Source organism: Streptomyces sp. NPDC059567, assembly GCF_042735655.1.
Taxonomy (GTDB): domain Bacteria; phylum Actinomycetota; class Actinomycetes; order Streptomycetales; family Streptomycetaceae; genus Streptomyces.
The window spans coordinates 41,380-57,353 of the sequence record NZ_JBHWBS010000003.1; the positions used below are offsets into that span (position 1 = coordinate 41,380).

14 protein-coding genes and 1 riboswitch are annotated in these 15,974 nt (G+C 71.7%); of the genes, 7 read left to right on the forward strand and 7 right to left on the reverse strand.

Annotated elements, in window-relative coordinates:
- Nucleotides 1–81: 81 nt before the first annotated feature.
- The 4 genes from dxs to ACFVZW_RS02705 all read left to right on the forward strand — a co-directional run bounded on the left by dxs (nucleotide 82) and on the right by ACFVZW_RS02705 (nucleotide 4,272).
- Complete coding sequence (gene dxs, locus ACFVZW_RS02690; RefSeq protein ID WP_384515695.1) at nucleotides 82–1,998, forward strand: 1-deoxy-D-xylulose-5-phosphate synthase; 1,917 nt, start codon at nucleotides 82–84, stop codon at nucleotides 1,996–1,998.
- Nucleotides 1,995–3,380 carry an aspartate aminotransferase family protein gene (locus ACFVZW_RS02695; protein WP_384515698.1) on the forward strand — a complete coding sequence of 462 codons (1,386 nt, stop codon included), beginning with the start codon at nucleotides 1,995–1,997 and terminating at the stop codon, nucleotides 3,378–3,380. The genes dxs and ACFVZW_RS02695 overlap by 4 nt, the downstream gene beginning before the upstream one ends.
- Before the next feature lie 77 nt (nucleotides 3,381–3,457).
- A complete protein-coding gene (locus tag ACFVZW_RS02700; RefSeq protein ID WP_384515701.1) occupies nucleotides 3,458–4,096 on the forward strand; it encodes an XRE family transcriptional regulator in 639 nt (212 codons plus the stop codon).
- A gap of 20 nt (nucleotides 4,097–4,116) precedes the next feature.
- Nucleotides 4,117–4,272: a DUF6126 family protein gene (locus ACFVZW_RS02705; RefSeq protein WP_384515704.1), complete on the forward strand. Its 156-nt coding sequence runs from the start codon at nucleotides 4,117–4,119 to the stop codon at nucleotides 4,270–4,272.
- A 9-nt stretch (nucleotides 4,273–4,281) separates the two neighbouring features.
- Here ACFVZW_RS02705 and ACFVZW_RS02710 read toward each other — a convergent pair whose 3' ends face one another.
- A complete protein-coding gene (locus ACFVZW_RS02710) occupies nucleotides 4,282–5,094 on the reverse strand; it encodes a tyrosine-protein phosphatase (protein WP_384515706.1) in 813 nt (270 codons plus the stop codon).
- Nucleotides 5,095–5,460: 366 nt separating this feature from the next.
- Nucleotides 5,461–5,633: riboswitch (cyclic di-AMP (ydaO/yuaA leader) on the forward strand.
- A 4-nt stretch (nucleotides 5,634–5,637) separates the two neighbouring features.
- On the opposite strand from ACFVZW_RS02710, the gene ACFVZW_RS02715 reads away from it, so the two are divergent.
- Nucleotides 5,638–6,597, forward strand: a complete 960-nt coding sequence (locus tag ACFVZW_RS02715; RefSeq protein WP_384515709.1) for a peptidoglycan DD-metalloendopeptidase family protein — start codon at nucleotides 5,638–5,640, stop codon at nucleotides 6,595–6,597.
- Between the two features lie 163 nt (nucleotides 6,598–6,760).
- A complete protein-coding gene (locus ACFVZW_RS02720) occupies nucleotides 6,761–7,555 on the forward strand; it encodes an SGNH/GDSL hydrolase family protein (protein ID WP_384515712.1) in 795 nt (264 codons plus the stop codon).
- Here ACFVZW_RS02720 and ACFVZW_RS02725 read toward each other — a convergent pair.
- From ACFVZW_RS02725 to ACFVZW_RS02750, 6 genes are all read right to left on the reverse strand, one after another.
- Nucleotides 7,542–8,396: an STM4011 family radical SAM protein gene (locus ACFVZW_RS02725; RefSeq protein WP_384515715.1), complete on the reverse strand. Its 855-nt coding sequence runs from the start codon at nucleotides 8,394–8,396 to the stop codon at nucleotides 7,542–7,544. The two genes, ACFVZW_RS02720 and ACFVZW_RS02725, sit on opposite strands and share 14 nt — an antisense overlap.
- A gap of 13 nt (nucleotides 8,397–8,409) precedes the next feature.
- Complete coding sequence (locus ACFVZW_RS02730) at nucleotides 8,410–9,741, reverse strand: STM4012 family radical SAM protein (RefSeq protein WP_384515718.1); 1,332 nt, start codon at nucleotides 9,739–9,741, stop codon at nucleotides 8,410–8,412.
- On the reverse strand, nucleotides 9,738–10,559 hold the full coding sequence (locus tag ACFVZW_RS02735) for an STM4013/SEN3800 family hydrolase (protein ID WP_384516029.1): 822 nt from the start codon (nucleotides 10,557–10,559) through the stop codon (nucleotides 9,738–9,740). The genes ACFVZW_RS02730 and ACFVZW_RS02735 overlap by 4 nt, the downstream gene beginning before the upstream one ends.
- Before the next feature lie 20 nt (nucleotides 10,560–10,579).
- The gene (locus ACFVZW_RS02740) at nucleotides 10,580–11,746 is read right to left on the reverse strand and encodes an STM4014 family protein (protein ID WP_384515721.1); all 1,167 of its coding nucleotides are present in this window, start codon (nucleotides 11,744–11,746) and stop codon (nucleotides 10,580–10,582) included.
- Nucleotides 11,743–12,702 carry an STM4015 family protein gene (locus tag ACFVZW_RS02745; protein ID WP_384515724.1) on the reverse strand — a complete coding sequence of 320 codons (960 nt, stop codon included), beginning with the start codon at nucleotides 12,700–12,702 and terminating at the stop codon, nucleotides 11,743–11,745. The genes ACFVZW_RS02740 and ACFVZW_RS02745 overlap by 4 nt, the downstream gene beginning before the upstream one ends.
- Before the next feature lie 162 nt (nucleotides 12,703–12,864).
- A complete protein-coding gene (locus tag ACFVZW_RS02750; protein ID WP_384515726.1) occupies nucleotides 12,865–13,962 on the reverse strand; it encodes a hypothetical protein in 1,098 nt (365 codons plus the stop codon).
- Between the two features lie 336 nt (nucleotides 13,963–14,298).
- Here ACFVZW_RS02750 and ACFVZW_RS02755 point away from each other — a divergent pair, with 336 nt between their 5' ends.
- Complete coding sequence (locus ACFVZW_RS02755) at nucleotides 14,299–15,843, forward strand: hypothetical protein (RefSeq protein WP_384515729.1); 1,545 nt, start codon at nucleotides 14,299–14,301, stop codon at nucleotides 15,841–15,843.
- Nucleotides 15,844–15,974: the final 131 nt, after the last annotated feature.

Sequence of the window (15,974 nt, forward strand, 5' to 3'; positions counted from 1 at the left end):
AAGAGGCGCTCGGGGAGCCCCGTCCAGGACTCCCCGGGCGCGCGGCAGGACGCTGGGTCGACAGGTCGAAGGGGGCCGAGCATGACGATTCTGGAGAACATCCGGGGGCCGCGGGACCTCCGGCCGCTCGGCGAGGCCGAGCTCGACGAACTGGCCGAGGAGATCAGAGAGTTCCTGATCCACGCCGTCGCCAGGACCGGCGGCCATCTGGGCCCCAACCTCGGCGTGGTGGAGCTCACGCTCGCCCTGCACCGGGTCTTCGACTCGCCCGCCGACCGCATCCTGTGGGACACCGGCCACCAGACCTACGTCCACAAACTGCTCACCGGCCGCCAGGACTTCTCCAAGCTGCGCGGCAAGGGCGGACTCTCCGGCTACCCCTCGCGGGAGGAGTCGCCGCACGACGTCATCGAGAACTCGCATGCCTCGACCGTCCTCGGCTGGGCCGACGGCCTCGCCAAGGCCAACGAGGTGTCCGGCCGCCCGGACCATGTGGTCGCCGTCATCGGCGACGGAGCCCTCACCGGCGGCATGGCCTGGGAGGCGCTCAACAACATCGCCGCCGCCAAGGACCGGCCCCTGATCATCGTCGTCAACGACAACGAGCGCTCCTACGCGCCCACGATCGGCGGCCTCGCCCACCACCTGGCGGCCCTGCGGACCACCGACGACTACGAGCGCTTCCTCGCCTGGGGCAAGGACGTCCTCCAGCACACACCCGTCATCGGACCGCCGCTGTACGGCTCGCTCCACGGTGCCAAGAAGGGGTTCAAGGACACGTTCGCGCCACAGGGCCTCTTCGAGGACCTCGGCCTGAAGTACGTCGGCCCCGTCGACGGCCACGACGTCGGAGCCGTCGAGTCCGCGCTGCGCCGCGCCCAGCGCTTCCACGGGCCGGTGCTCGTCCACTGCCTCACCCAGAAGGGCCGCGGCTACGGCCCGGCGCTGGAGGACGAGGCCGACCGCTTCCACGCCGTCGGTGCCATGGACCCGCTCACCTGCGAGCCGCTGGCCCCGTCCGGCGGCCCGTCCTGGACCTCCGTCTTCGGTGACGCGATCGCCGAGATCGGGGCCGAGCGGCCGGACGTGGTCGCGATCACCGCCGCCATGCTGCACCCCGTCGGGCTGACGAAGTTCGCCGAGCGCTTCCCCGACCGGGTCTGGGACGTCGGAATCGCCGAGCAGCACGCCGTCGTCTCGGCAGCTGGCCTCGCGGCCGGCGGCCTCCACCCGGTCGTCGCCGTCTACGCGACCTTCCTCAACCGCGCCTTCGACCAGCTGCTCATGGACGTCGCCCTGCACAGGTGCGGAGTCACCTTCGTCCTGGACCGGGCCGGCATCACCGGCACGGACGGCGCCTCCCACAACGGTATGTGGGACCTGTCGCTCCTCCAGGTCGTGCCCGGCCTGCGGATCGCCGCCCCGCGCGACGCCGAGCAGCTGCGGGCCCAGCTGCGCGAGGCCGTCGAGGTCGACGACGCCCCGACCGTGCTGCGGTTCCCCAAGGAGACCGTGGGCGCTCCGGTACCGGCCGTCGGGCGGATCGGAGCCATGGACGTCCTGCTCGCCCCGCGGCCGGATCCCGCAGCCCGGCCGGATCCCGACCCGCAGCCGGACGCGGAGGTGCTGCTGGTCGCCGTCGGCGTGATGGCGGAGGTCTGCCTCCAGACCGCCGGGCTGCTGGCCGGGCGCGGCATCCGGTGCACCGTCGTCGACCCGCGCTGGGTCAAGCCCGTCGACGAGGCCCTCGCCCCGCTCGCCGAGCGGCACCGCCTGGTCGCGGTCGTCGAGGACAACAGCCGTACGGGAGGCGTCGGGGCGGCGGTCGGCCAGGCCCTGCGCGACGCGGGCGTCGACGTACCCCTGCGGACGTACGGCATCCCCGAGCAGTTCCTCGCGCACGCCAAGCGCGGTGAGGTGCTGGCGGATCTCGGCCTCACCCCGGTGGAAATCGCCGGAGACATCAGCGCGGCACTGACCCGGAAGAAGGGGCGATGACCAAGGAGTTCGACCTCGCGGCGCTGCTCGCCGAACGCGGCGCCGAGCGCTACGAGCTGCACACCCGGTATCTCAACCACCAGCTCCCGCGGATGCTGCACACCATCGGCTTCGACAAGGTCTACGTGCGGGCCGAGGGAGCCCACTTCTGGGACGCCGACGGCGGCGACCACCTCGACATGCTCGCCGGCTTCGGCGTCATGGGTCTCGGCCGGCACCACCCCGTCGTCCGCCAGGCCCTCCACGACGTCCTGGACGCCTCCCTCGCCGACCTCACCCGCTTCGACTGCCAGCCCCTGCCCGGGCTCCTCGCCGAGAAGCTGCTCGCCCACAGCCCGCACCTCGACCGGGTCTTCTTCGGAAACAGCGGCACGGAGGCGGTGGAGACCGCGCTGAAGTTCGCCCGGTACGCCATCGGGAAGCCCAGGGTCCTGTACTGCTCCCACGCCTTCCACGGCCTGACCACCGGTTCCCTCTCGGTCAACGGAGAGGACGGCTTCCGGGACGGCTTCGCCCCGCTGCTGCCCGACACGGCGATCGAGCTGGGGGACCTGGACGCCCTGGAGCGGGAGCTGCGCAAGGGGGACGTCGCCGCCTTCGTCGTCGAGCCCATCCAGGGCAAGGGGGTGCACGAGGCGCCGCCCGGTTTCCTGCGCGCCGCCCAGGAGCTGCTGCACGCACGCGGCGCGCTGCTGATCGTCGACGAGGTCCAGACGGGGCTCGGCAGGACCGGGGACTTCTATGCGTACCAGCACGAGGACGGTGTCGAACCGGACCTGGTCTGCGTCGCCAAGGCGCTCTCCGGCGGCTATGTGCCGGTCGGCGCGACGCTCGGCAAGGACTGGATCTTCAAGAAGGTCTACTCGTCCATGGACCGGGTGCTCGTGCACTCGGCCAGCTTCGGTTCGAACGCGCAGGCCATGGCCGCCGGGCTCGCCGTGCTCTCGGTCATGGAGAACGAGGGCACGGTGGCCCATGTGCGCCGGGTGGGCGGGCTGCTGTCCTCGCGGTTGAAGGAGCTCGTCCCGCGCTACGAGCTGCTGAAGGAGATCCGCGGACGCGGGCTGATGATCGGGATCGAGTTCGGGCGGCCGTCCTCGCTCGGGCTGCGCAGCCGGTGGACGATGCTGCAGGCGGCCCGCAAGGGGCTCTTCGCCCAGATGGTCGTCGTCCCCCTGCTCCAGCGGCACCGGATCCTCACCCAGGTGTCGGGGGACCATCTGGAGGTGATCAAGCTGATCCCACCGCTGATCATCGACGAGGAGGACGTGGACCGCTTCGTGACCGCGTTCACGGCCGTGATGGACGACGCCCACGGGGGTGGCGGACTGATGTGGGACTTCGGGAAGACGCTGGTCAAGCAGGCGGTGGCGCAGCGCTGATCTGCCTCCCGCCCGCCGAGTTTTGCCTCTGAGGCAAGAAAGTTGCCTCAGAGGAAAGATCCTGGCGGAATGGAGGCATGGAGCACCTCCCCGGGGAGCGGTCCGCGGACCCCGCCGCACCGGACGCGCCCGACGTCCTGCCGGACGTCGCGCCCCAGCTGCGCGCCCTGCGCCGACGACGCGGGCTGACCCTGGAGGCCGCCGCCCAGCGGGCCGGTCTCTCCCCGGCCCATCTCTCCCGGCTGGAGACGGGCCGCCGGCAGCCCTCGCTGCCCATGCTGCTCGCTCTTGCCCGCATCTACGGTACGACGGTCGCCGAGCTCCTGGGCGAGGTTCCGCCGGAGCGTGATCCGGTCGTCAGGGCGGGCCGGTCCGAGCCCGTCGAGGCCGACGGCTGGATCTACCGCCAGGCCGGCGGACCGGGTCGCGCGATGCAGGCGCTCCGGGTCCACGTGCCGCACGCCACCCGGACCGACATCGTGCGCGTCCACCCCGGGGAGGAATGGCTCCACGTCCTCGAAGGGCGGGTGCGCCTCGCGCTCGGCGACACCGTGCACGTCCTGGACCCCGGGGACAGCGCGCACTTCGACTCGCTCACCCCGCACCGCATCGGCGCCGCCGGCCGCGGCGGGGCCGAGCTGCTCTTCGTCCACACGCTGATGCAGAGCCCCGCAGCCGAGCTGTGCCTCGGCGACGGAACCCCGCATCTGCGCTGAGCCCTTCGGAAGGGGCCGATATGTCCGAGAAGTCCGCACCCGTCACCGGCGAAGAGCGCGACGGGGGCAAGTTCCCCAAGGGTCTGGTGCTCCGGCTCTTCGCCTATCTGGTGGCCGGGCACCTCTTCGCCGGTTTCCTCTACCTGCTGTTCATGCTCGGCGGGCGGAACCAGTAGCGGGCAGGGTCACGCCTCGACGACGAGCCGCTCGCGCAGCCGCTCCCGCGTCTCGGGGCCGAGTTCGAGGCCGTCCGTGAGGTAGCTCTCGACCGTGCCCCAGTGCTGCTCGATCGTCTCGAACGCGGCCCGCAGGTACTCGACGCGCGCGTCGAAGAGTGGGCTGAGCAGCTCCATCACCTCGGGCGACATGGCGTCCGCGGCGGTGGAGCTGCGGCGCACCTTGTACCGGCGGTGCGGGTCGTTCGACTTCACGTAGTCGGCCTCGATCGCCTCGCGCTCGACGCCCACCGCGAGCAGCGAGATGGCGATCGACAGGCCCGCGCGGTCCTTGCCGGCCGCGCAGTGCATCAGCGCGGGGACGCTGTCCTCGGCCATCGCATGCAGGATGCGGCTGTGCTCCGCGGTCCGCTCGACAATCATCTTCCGGTACGAATCGGACATTCGGGCGGCCGCCTTGCCGTCGCCCAGGATGGCGCGGAGCTGCTCCAGCTCGCCCGTGCTGACCAGCTTCCAGAACTCCTTGCCGTCGGCCGGGTCATTGAGCGGTATGTTCACATTTCGTACACCCGGAAGATCGACGTCCGGGCCCTCGACCTTCCGGTCCGCCTGGTTGCGGAAGTCGAAGATCGTGTGCAGCCCGAGGGTGGAGAGGAACGCCGCGTCCTCCGCGGTGGCATGTGCGAGGTGGCCGCTGCGGAAGAGGCGTCCGAACCGCACCGCCCCGCCGTTCACGGTCGGCAGGCCGCCCACGTCCCGGAAGTTGCGTACCCCGGTGAGCTCGGGTTCGGTCGACGGGACCTGCGGCAGCTGCTGCGTCACGAGTGCTCCTGAAGGTTGGCTGATCGAGATCGGTTCCCGGGGCAATCATCCCGGGTGGGGCCGGCTCCGCACACCCCCGGGGCATGGGAATGGGTGTTCTGTCCGAATTGGGCCCTTAGGTATAACGCGCCCTGGTAATAGGGGAGATGGGTTCCGGTGCGTGAGCAGCGTCATAAAAGTGACGGACCGTGCCTGATCGTTCCGGGCAAGCTCCGTGCCGGAAAAGGGAATCGAGGTTCCACCCTCCACGGAGGGTGACCGGAATTCGGCGCGGATATCCCGGCCCTGAATGCGGGAGAAAAACGGTGGCTTGTTCGCGCCGACCCCGCTCGTCTACGGTCACCGTCAATCCGGTCGGACCGCCGAATCCTGCCACCGCCCGGAATCCGCACCCATCCACGTAAGGCAGGAGCGGGGGACCCAGGTAAGTACGCCGAACCGGTCGATCCGGACGGCTCGGGGTTAAGTCGCGTGAGAGCGCGGCCGGACATCTCCAGTCCGAACCCGACAGCTCACCTCGCAGGCGACGGAGAGGAATTCGCCATGCCCGCAAAGGGTAAGCATCGCCGTCCCAAGGTCAACCCGATCACGCGCGGATTCGTCGCCGCCGGCACCGGTGGCGCCGTCGTCGCCCTGCCGCTCCTCGGTGCGACCGGAGCCCACGCCGCCGACAAGGGCGCCCCGACCGTGACGCCCGAGCAGGCCGTCGCCGCCGTCGCCGCCGCTCCTGCGAAGGCCCCGGCCGCCGACAAGGCCGCCAAGCCGAAGACGTACTCCGTCGTCCGCGGCGACTACCTGTCGAAGATCGCCTCCGAGCACCACCTGGCGGGTGGCTGGAAGAAGCTCTACGAGGACAACCGCCAGGTCGTCGGCGGGAACCCCTCGCTGATCCTTCCCGGCATGAAGCTCACCCTCGGTGCCAAGTCGACGGCCAAGGCCGCCGCGCCCAAGGCCGCCCCGAAGGCCGCGCCCAAGGCGGAGAAGTCCTCCACCGGTGCGGGCGAGCGCAGCTCCCGCAGCAGCGACCGCGGCACGGTCGAGCCCACCCAGGCCCCGGCGTCCACGCCGGCGCAGGCCGCGCCCGCCAAGGCCGCGTCCTCCGGCTGGGTCGCCCCGGTCAGCGGCGGCGTCTCCACCCCGTACCGCGCCTCCGGCGCCATGTGGTCCTCCGGCTACCACACCGGTGTGGACTTCATCGCCTCCTCCGGCACCTCGGTCAAGGCCGTCGGCGCGGGCACCGTCTACTCCGCGGGCAACAGCGGCTCGTACGGCAACGAGGTCGTCATCCAGCACGCCGACGGCACGTTCTCGCAGTACGCCCACCTCTCCTCCCTGGGCGTCTCCGCCGGCCAGACCGTCACGGGCGGCCAGGAGATAGGTCTCTCCGGTTCGACCGGCAACTCCACCGGTCCGCACCTGCACTTCGAGATCCGCACCGGACCGAGCTACGGCTCGGACATCGACCCGCTGGCCTACCTGCGCTCGCACGGCGTCAGCATCTGACGTACACCCAGCACCCGAAGGGGCCCGGCACCTGTGTGCCGGGCCCCTTCGCGTTCCGCCGTATTCCGGCTTGGCGGAATCTTGACCGGTGGCATATCTCACCCGGCGTCAACCCCTCCTTACGGTCGCGTAGGTCACACCCATAAGGGAAAGATGAGCTCCCGTGGCAGACGATTCGAGATCAAGAGACATGGACGCATTCGGGTCGTACGCGGCGATCGGTGACAGCTTCACCGAGGGCGTCGGAGACCCCGGGCCCGACGGGAAGTACGTCGGCTGGGCGGACCGCTTCGCGGTCCTGCTCGCCGACCAGCTGCCGGAGCACGACGCATTCCGTTACGCCAACCTGGCCGTACGCGGCCGCCTCCTCGACCAGATCGTCGAGGAGCAGGTCCCCAGGGCGAAGGAGCTCGCCCCCGACCTGGTGAGCTTCTGCGCGGGGGGCAACGACATCATCCGCCCGGGCACCGACCCGGACGACGTCGCCGAGCGCTTCGAGCGCGCCGTCGCCGATCTGACCTCGGCCGTCGGCACGGTCATGGTGACGACCGGCTTCGACACCCGCGACGTACCCGTGCTGCGCCATCTGCGCGGCAAGATCGCCACGTACACGGCCCATGTCCGGGCCATCGCCGACCGCTACGGCTGCCCGGTCCTGGACCTGTGGTCGCTCAAGTCGGTGCAGGACAGGCGGGCTTGGGACGACGACCGGCTGCACCTCTCGCCCGAGGGCCACACCCGGGTCGCGCTGCGCGCCGCCCAGGTCCTCGGCCTGGAGGTGCCGGCCGACCCGGACCAGCCGTGGCCGCCGCTGCCGCCGCGCGGCACGCTGGAGGTGCGCCGCGACGACATCAACTGGGCCAGGGAGTACCTCGTGCCGTGGATCGGCAGGCGGCTGCGGGGTGAGAGCTCGGGGGACTACGTGGAGGCCAAGCGCCCGGACCTCATGCCTCTGTGAGCGCGGCGGGGATCCGTTCCAGGACGCCGCCGGCGAACACGTCGTACAGCGGCAGCGTCTCCAGATGGACGTATCCGATGTGGCAGTCGCAGACGGCGAGGGGGCATCCGCGGGGCCGCAGGGCCGCGCGGTACGAGCCGTCGTAGAGGTTGCCGAGCTCGGCCTTCACGAAGTGGCAGCGTTGCACCGTCCCGTCACCGTCCACCGAGATCACCGACTCGCCGGTCCGGCAGGGGAGACCGGCCGAGGGGTGCGGATGACGGCTGTACGGGAAGAGGGGGTCGAGGGCCGTCCAGCCCTCGGCCTCCTCATCGGTGTAGGTGTGCCCCTCGGCGGCGTTCACCCAGAGATAGACCTCGGGTGGGAGATCGTCCCGCAGCCGCCGGGCGTGCTCCCGGTGGTCGGGCAGGCCGACGATCCCGACGCTGAAACGCGTCCCCCGGGCGGCCAGTTCACGGCACTTGGCAAGGAAGCGGTCGTACGGCGTCTGCCCCGGGTGGTACGTGCACCAGAGCGCCAGGGTCTCGGGGTCGGCCTCGGCCAGCCAGTCGGTGCGACAGCTGAGATTCGTCTGGATCGCCACCCGCTCGATGTGCGGGAGGCGCGACAGCTCGGTGAGGGTTCGCCGGTACCAGGACCGGACCAGGCCCTCGCCCCACGGGGTGAAGAGAATCCTCAGCCGGTCGCCGGTCTGCTCGGCCGCCCACGCGGAGAAACGCTCCAGCGCGGCGCGGTCGGCGCGCAGCTGCTCAACGCTGTCGCGGCGCTTGGCGAAGGGGCAGTAAGGGCAGTCGTAGTCGCAGGAGGCGAGCGGGCCCCGGTAGAGGATCGTCAGGTCCATGCCGTCACCCCCGCTACTTCGGCTCGTAGGCGGCCATCGCCGCCCGGACGGCGGGCGAGAACAGCGCGGGACCGAGCGCGTCCGAGTGGGCCAGACCCTCGGGCGAGAGCCGCAGCAGGCCGGTCGGTGCCGTCGGATCCAGCCAGCCGAGCACCTCGAACCGGCCCAGTTCGACCGGGAAGTCCGCGAACGGCGACGTGCCGAACCGCTCCTCGTAGGCGGCCGTGGCCATGCCCCGGGCCTGCAGCAGCGACTGGAGCAGATGGCGGCGGCGCGCCTCGTCCGCGTCGACCCACCGGCCCACCTGGGCGCGCGTGAAGTCCCGCGTCCCGGTGTAGGTGTCGATGATCGAGCGGACCTCTCTCATGTCGACGGCGTAGTCGAAGGAGTAGTGCAGCGAGGAGGTGTACGAGCGCGCCCCGCAGCCCAGGCCGATCATCCCGTCGGTCTGGCAGGCGTAGTCGTCGGCGCCCTGCGGCGGGGCGCCGGCGCGCCGGAACATCCGCATCGACTCCTGCTCGTACCCCCGCGCGAGCAGATGGTCCCGGCCGTGGCGGTACAGCCGCAGCCGCTGCTCGTCCCACTCCCGGTCCGCGGTCGGGGAGAGCCGGCCGAGGCCGGTGAGCGGGCGGACGTAGAGGGGATAGAGATAGAGCTCCTCGGGCTCCCAGGCGAGCGCCGCGTCGAGGGACCGGATCCAGGACTCCTCGGTCTGGCCGTCGATGCCGTAGATCAGATCGATGTTGAGGACCGGGACGCCGGTGTCCCGGATGCGGGCGAGCGCGGCCTCGACATCCGCGCGGCGCTGGGGACGAACGGCGGCGCGGGCCTCGGCCTCGACGAAGCTCTGCACCCCGATGCTCAGCCGGGTGGCGCCCCGCTCGGCCAGGACCGCGAGCCGGTCGGCCGTCGCCGTCGAGGGCGAGGTCTCCACGGAGAGCGGGACGGCCCGCAGATCCGCGCCCATCCGCTTCTCCGCGATGTCGCAGAGCCGCTCCAGCTCTCCGGCGGTGAGGAACGTGGGGGTGCCGCCGCCGAAGGCGGCCGTGGCGAAGCGGACCGGCTCGGCGTCGCCGAGCGCCTCCCGCACGGCGGTCGCCTGCCGGTCGAGCGCGTCGAGATAGCGGCTGGTCAGCTCGTCCGGGGCGCCGATCCGGGTGAAGAGGTTGCAGAAGCCGCAGCGGACCTCGCAGAACGGTATGTGCGCGTAGAGGGAGAGCGTGTCCTTCGGCTCGTCCGCCCACAGAGCCGCGAGCGAGGGCGCGGGGGCGGGGAGCTTTCGATACGCGGTCTTGTGCGGGTAGGCGTAGACATAGCTCTCGTACGGACGCGGGGCCTCGGTCATGCGACCGCCTCCCGCTCCGAGCCGGCCAGGAAGAAGTGGGCGTACGGGACCGTCCACACGACCTCGTGGCCGAGGCGGTGACCGGTGAAGCCGTCCTCCCCGTATGCCGTGCCGTGGTCGGAGCAGACGATCGCGAAGCAGCTCCGGCGGCTGCTCATGGCGGCGAAGAGCCGGCCGATGTGCCGGTCGACGTACTCGAGCGCCGCCGCGTGCGAGGCGCGGGTGTCGCCGGACTCCCGGGTCGCGCCCGGCAGATGGAACCAGTTGGGCTGGTGCAGCGCGGAGACGTTGACGAAGAGGAAGAGGCGCTCCTCGTGCGGGAGCGCGGCGACGATCTCCTCGGCCCGGGTCACCTGGGACTCGAAGGAGGTGGGGGAGGCGACGCCGAAGTCGGGCTCCCAGTGGCTCTCCTGGAAGAGACCGGGCAGCACGGAGCCGAGGGGGCCCTGGCCGTTGAAGAAGCCGACGCCGCCGACGCAGGCGGTGCGGTAGCCCTCCTTCGCCAGACCGGAGACCAGATCGGGGGTGTCGTGAACGAACGTGCCGCCGGCGGTGCTCTCACTGCCCGCGAACCGCGCGGCGAAGAGGCGGGGGTGCGGGCCCTGGGCGTCCGGGGTCGGCAGGAAGCCGGCGAAGATCGCCTGGTGGGAGGCGTAGGTGAAACTGCCGGGGGCGTGCCGGCGCTCCCAACGGCCGCCGGGGAGATGCCGGGCCAGATTCGGGATGCGGCCGGCGGCGGCGAGCTCGGCCGCGACGTCGTACCGGAGGGTGTCGAGCGTGACCAGGAGAAGATCGTGGCCGCCCACGATCTCGTTCATGTCGGGTGCGGGAGGCTGGTTCACGCGGTGCTCGTTCCTGTGGTGCGGGTGGTACGTGTGGTGCGAGAAGGACTTCCGCGGAGGAGCGCGGAGACCTGGGCCGTGTAGGTGTCCTGGCCCTCCGCGCCGCTGCCCGGGAGGCCGGTGAGGCCGGGGAGGAGATCGCCGAAGGCGTTGACCTCGCCGACGGCGAAGCGCCGCCAGCCGACGGCCGGAAGCAGATCGACGCCGACGCACTGTGTCCCGGGGAAGGCTGCGGCGGCCCGCTCGCACACGTCGAGCGCGTCCGCCCACCGGCCGCCCGCGCCGGCGATAGCCGCGCGCACGGCGCCCAAGTCGCCCCGGGTGCCGCCTAGATGGAGATTGGTCATGGGGGAGCGACTGGTCCGTACGACGGTGTGGGTGGCCCGGCCGGCGATCACCACCACGCGCAGATCGGCCACCCGGCCCCCCTGCGCCGCCTTCGGCAACCAGCGCTCCAGGTGCAGCCCGTCGGGGGCGAGCGCGTCCACGACTGCGGCGACCTCGCGCTCCGTCGTATAGCGGCGCACCCGGAGGGAGTTGAAGAGCCTCCCGTCCGGGGCGCGTTCCACGGAGGTGGTGGCCTGCACCCGGCCGGCGCTGTTCGTCTCCACGGCCAGGACCCCCGAGGCGGACGAGCCGTGGGCGAGCTTCACGAAGACCCGGCGCAGCCCGGACGCCGCCATCAGGGCGCGGACGTCCGCCCAGCCCCGTACGGCGGGGGCGTCCGCCCCCGACGTCGGCGACTCCGGCACCGGGACCCCGGCCTCACGCAGCCGGGCATGGGCGAGCCGCTTGTCGAACAGCACCGCCAGCTCGGCGGAGTCGTCGACGAGGACCGCCCCGGCGTCGCCCACGCTCCGGGCGAGCTCCGCCGTGGCCGCCGTGAACGACTCGTACCACCGCCCCGTGCCCTCGACCCGGGTCGGGTCGTCCGTGCCGCGCAGCAACCGGTCGACCTCCGGCTCCTCGCCGGGAGATTCGAGCCGGACCGTCTCGCCCGGGTGGAACCGTGCCCCGCCCCGCAGGACGTCGAGCCAGGGCTCGACCCGCACCTCGGGCAGCCCGGCGGCCCGCACCGCGTCGCGGAAGAACGCGACCCGGCGGTTGGCCGGGTTGCCGACGACGACGAGGCGGGGGTGCGCGAGGGGCGGGGAGTGCGTCATTCGGCGACCGCGACGTACCGGTAGATCTCGCCGTCGCCGTCGTCCTCCGGGTCCTGCGCGTCGTCGACGTCGACGGTCACACCGTGCGGGGTGAGGGCGTCGACGATCCGCTCGCTCGTCTTCTCCGACAGATAGTGGTGGAAGAGGTCGAGGTGGGTGAGGTGGGTCAACGGCTGCCCCGCGAGCAGTGCCTCGGCGCCCTCGTCCGTGAGCGTGCCCATCGACAGGTCGAGGCGGTCGAGCCGGGCGACCACCGGAGCGCTCGCCACGGCGGCGGCGATCTCGTCCTGGATGACGCTGTTGCGCAGCCCGAGATGGCGCAGGGCGGGGAGGCGGGTGCCGGCGAGCAGCGGCTCCAGGTCGGCGACCGAGGAGTCACCGCCGTACTCGTCCGTGCCGAGCCACAGGTCCAGCTTCTCCAGCGCGGGCAGGTCGCTCCCGGCGATGCCGCGGACGACCTCGGCACCGAGACCGCCCGACTCCACCACGAGCGTGCGCAGTCCGGAGTGCCGGATCGCCGGGAAGGCGAGCTCCGAACCGCCGCGTACCCCGAACTCCCGCAGGGCGGGGTAGGCCGCGAGCAGCGGCGTCACATCGGACTGCTGGATCCAGGAGATCTCGCAGTCCTCGAATCCCATGTCGCCGAGGAAGAGCGCCTCGAGACCGGGCAGCCGGTCCTTGGCCGCGACGAGGGCGGCGACGATCGCCGCGGACGAGGTCTCGTACGCCTCGTCCCAGCCGCCGACGATCAGCGCGCGGACCCGCTCCGTGTCGACGTCCGCGAGGAAGCGGGCGAAGGACTGCTCCCACTGCTCGTCGTCGGGTTCGCAGTACGTCGGGCCGGAGACGCGCCAGGCCACGGAAGCGGCTTCCGGCAGTTCGACGGCGGTGTCACGATCCGGGAAGTGGAACACGGGCAGGCCGTGGAACTCCTGCAGATATCCCGAAATGGTCATGAGTGCTCCAGACACCGGACGGCGTTGATCGGATGACGCGAGCAGTTGTACCAAGCCGCACCGACAACTCCGCGCGCCGGGGGCGCTCGGAGGCCCTTGTCAGTCCCCGCCCGTAGTGTCGAACCGGTGGTCGACGCACGGTGGGGTCACCACGGAGGGGCGTCAGGAGGGGGTTCCGGGGTCGGTGTACCGCAGGAGGGCGCCCACGCCGTCGTGCAGAGCCAGTTCGCTCTCGGGCACGGCGACCAGCTCGGCACCGGTGCCGACGAGGGCGCGGACGAAGGCCTCGTCGGCGCGTTCCTCGTGCGGGGCCCGCACGCCGAAGGAGATCAACTCGGGCTCCGTCAGGGCGAGCTGGGTGGGGTGGGGGCCTACCCAGAGCCGCAGTGAGGACCCGGGCGGTCGGTTCAGGAGCAGCGCCGCGACCTGGCCGCGTTGCAGGGCGGCGACGGTGGCGGTCAGCCCCTCCGTCGTGGGTCCGCCGGCGGCGCGCCGGCCGATGAAGATCTGCACCAGCTGCCAGTCGTGCGCGGCCATGTGGCCGCGGAAGACGGCCTCGAGCTGCGGCTCCAACAGGGCGCGTCCGGTTTCGGTGGGGGTCCGGCCGCCCACGCGTACGACCCTGTCCCGCAGCGTGCGGGGCAGACGGCGGACGAGCACGTTGCAGGCCCACTCGTCCCCGCCCACGACGACGGCGTCGGCATGGGCGCGCCGCGCCTGTTCGTCCAGCCGGTGGCCGAGCCGGAGGGAGGTGCGGTGCCAGGTCGCCACGGGGACCCTGCGGTGCAGCCGCTCACCCGGTGTGACGGTGGAGGTGGGCCAGCGGCCGGTCTCGGCCTCCAGCGTCACCCAGCCGTGGGCCTCGGCCGTCGGGAGGCCGCGGTAGTGCACGACCACGGCCATGTACGGGATCTCCGGGACATGCTGGGTGACCAGGGGCATCGCGTCCGGCAGCGTGCTGTAGCGCGCGGAATCGCGCTCGGGCGGTCTGGGCAGCTCCCCGTCGAGGACGAGCGTGCCGTGCGCGGCGAAGACCGCCTGCCCGTGCACCCCTGGCACCTCCGCGTCGGCGCCGACCGCCTCCTCCAGTACGTCCAGCAGCGTCCCGTCCGCGCCCTGACGGGACAGGCTCTCGCGCAATCGCTGCCAGCGCAGCGCGATCGCCCGCTCGGGATGCTCGGCGTCTCGGGAGGTGTCCAGATACACGGAGGCATAGGGCCCCGGCTCCGCGTAGAGGGGCTCAAGGAAGGACAACCGCATCGCCGCTCCTCGTCGATGGTCTCCCCACGTTCGATGATGCACCCCCGAGGGCTACCGACGGGTCGCTCCGCGCAGCCCGCCTTTCCCGTCGATGGCAGGCGGCATCTGAGCCGCCGGGGCGATCGGATCTCCTGGCGGCTTCAGTGTATTGAACAGTCGACGTGGAATGGGGGGCTTTCATCAAGGGAAGTGGGAACGGTGAATCCTCATGGTTTCACTAAAGATTGACAATCGCTCAGCCCTTCGATGAGGATGGCGCGGCGCTCCAGGTGCCCTGGAGGCCGGTGAGACCCGGGGCGCCTTCCGTCATGCAGCACATTCCTCAAGGGGAGACTCATGCCCAGCAGGCGCTCAATCCTTCGCGGTGCCACCGCCGTCGCGGCCGCCGCTGTCGTTCCCGTCGCGGCCGCGTCACAGGCCCACGCCGACACCCTGGTGTCGGGCCAGTGGATCCGGCCCACGTCCAACGGTTCGCTCGGCAACGGCGACCTCGGCGACCCCATCACCCGCCAGCAGGTCCTCGCGCGCGGCCGCGTCTGGGTCGACCTGGGGGTCCCGTACAGCCCCAACGGACTGGAGAGCCCGTGGGGTTGGTGGTACGACAGCAAGACCGGCGGTCGCTACCGCCAGGACTGCTCAGGCTTCGTCTCCATGGCCTGGCAGCTTCCCGAGAGCCTCAACACCTGGACGCTGCGCGGTGTCTCCACGCGTCTCGGCAGCCTTGACGCGCTCCTGCCGGGCGACGCCCTCAACAACATCGACACCCACGTGATGCTGTTCGTCGGGTGGACGGACGGCAGCCGGCAGACCGCCGTCATCATGGAGGAGTACGGACGCAGCGGGCCCACCCGTCAGCGCAACGTGTCGCGTTCGGAGCTCAACTCCCGTGGCATGCTCGCGTACCGCTACCACCGGATCACGGACGGCCCTACCCAGGAGTCGTGGCAGGGGCGCTTCTTCCACGAGTACCGACGGGCCGACGGCACCTGGACGGGGTTCGCCCCGCTGAACGGCTACGACGGTGCTCCGTACTTCCACGGCCACGGCGTCGGCATCAGCGGCACCCCCGACGGCTCGGCCCAGATCGTCGGCGTCGGCACGGACGGCAACCTGTACCACAACGCCCGTTACACCAGCGGCTCGTGGACCGGCTTCGCCCCGCTCAACGGCTTCGGCGGCGCGTCCCGCTTCGCGGCGAGCAACGCCGCGATCGCCGGCGCCCCCGACGGCTCCGCCCATGTCCTCGCGGTCGGCAACGACGGCAACGTCTACCACAACGTCCGCCTCAAGAGCGGTTCGTGGACGGGCTTCGCCTGGCTCGACGGCTACGGCGGGGCGCCGCGCTTCGCGGCGGCCGACGTGGCCGTCGGGACCACCCCGAACGGCGACGCCCACATCCTTGCCGTCGGAAACGACAAGAACGTGTACCACAACGTCCGCTACCCCTCCGGATCCTGGTCCGGTTTCGCCCCGCTCGACGGCGTCGGCACGAGCCGGATGTCCGCCACCAGCGTCGCCGTCGCCGGAGTCGGCGACGGCTCCGTGCAGGTCCTCGCGGTCGGCAACGACGGATACACCTACCACCGCGTCCTGCGCGCGGACGGCACCTGGACGGCGTTCGCTCCGCTCGCCGGGTTCGGTGGGGCCTCCCGCCTGGCGGCCAGCGACATCGCCATCGCCGGGCTGCCCGACGGCTCCGCCCAGGTGCTCGCCATCGGCAACGACGGACACGTCTACCACGACGTGCGCACCCAGGCAGGCCACTGGCACGGTCTGGCCCCGTTGGCCGGGTACGGTGGCGCGGCCAAATTCGGCGCGCAGCGGGTCGCGATCGCCGGAATGCCGGACGGCACGGCGCAGGTGCTCGCCACCGCCCGCTGATCCGCCCATCCGCCCGGACCGCCGGTCCGGATGCCCCCGCGCACCGCCGTCCAGCGGTGGGGGGTGGGGAGGACCACCCGGCGACGCCCGGGCAGCCGGAGGAGGGGTCCCAAGACGACGACGGCCTCACA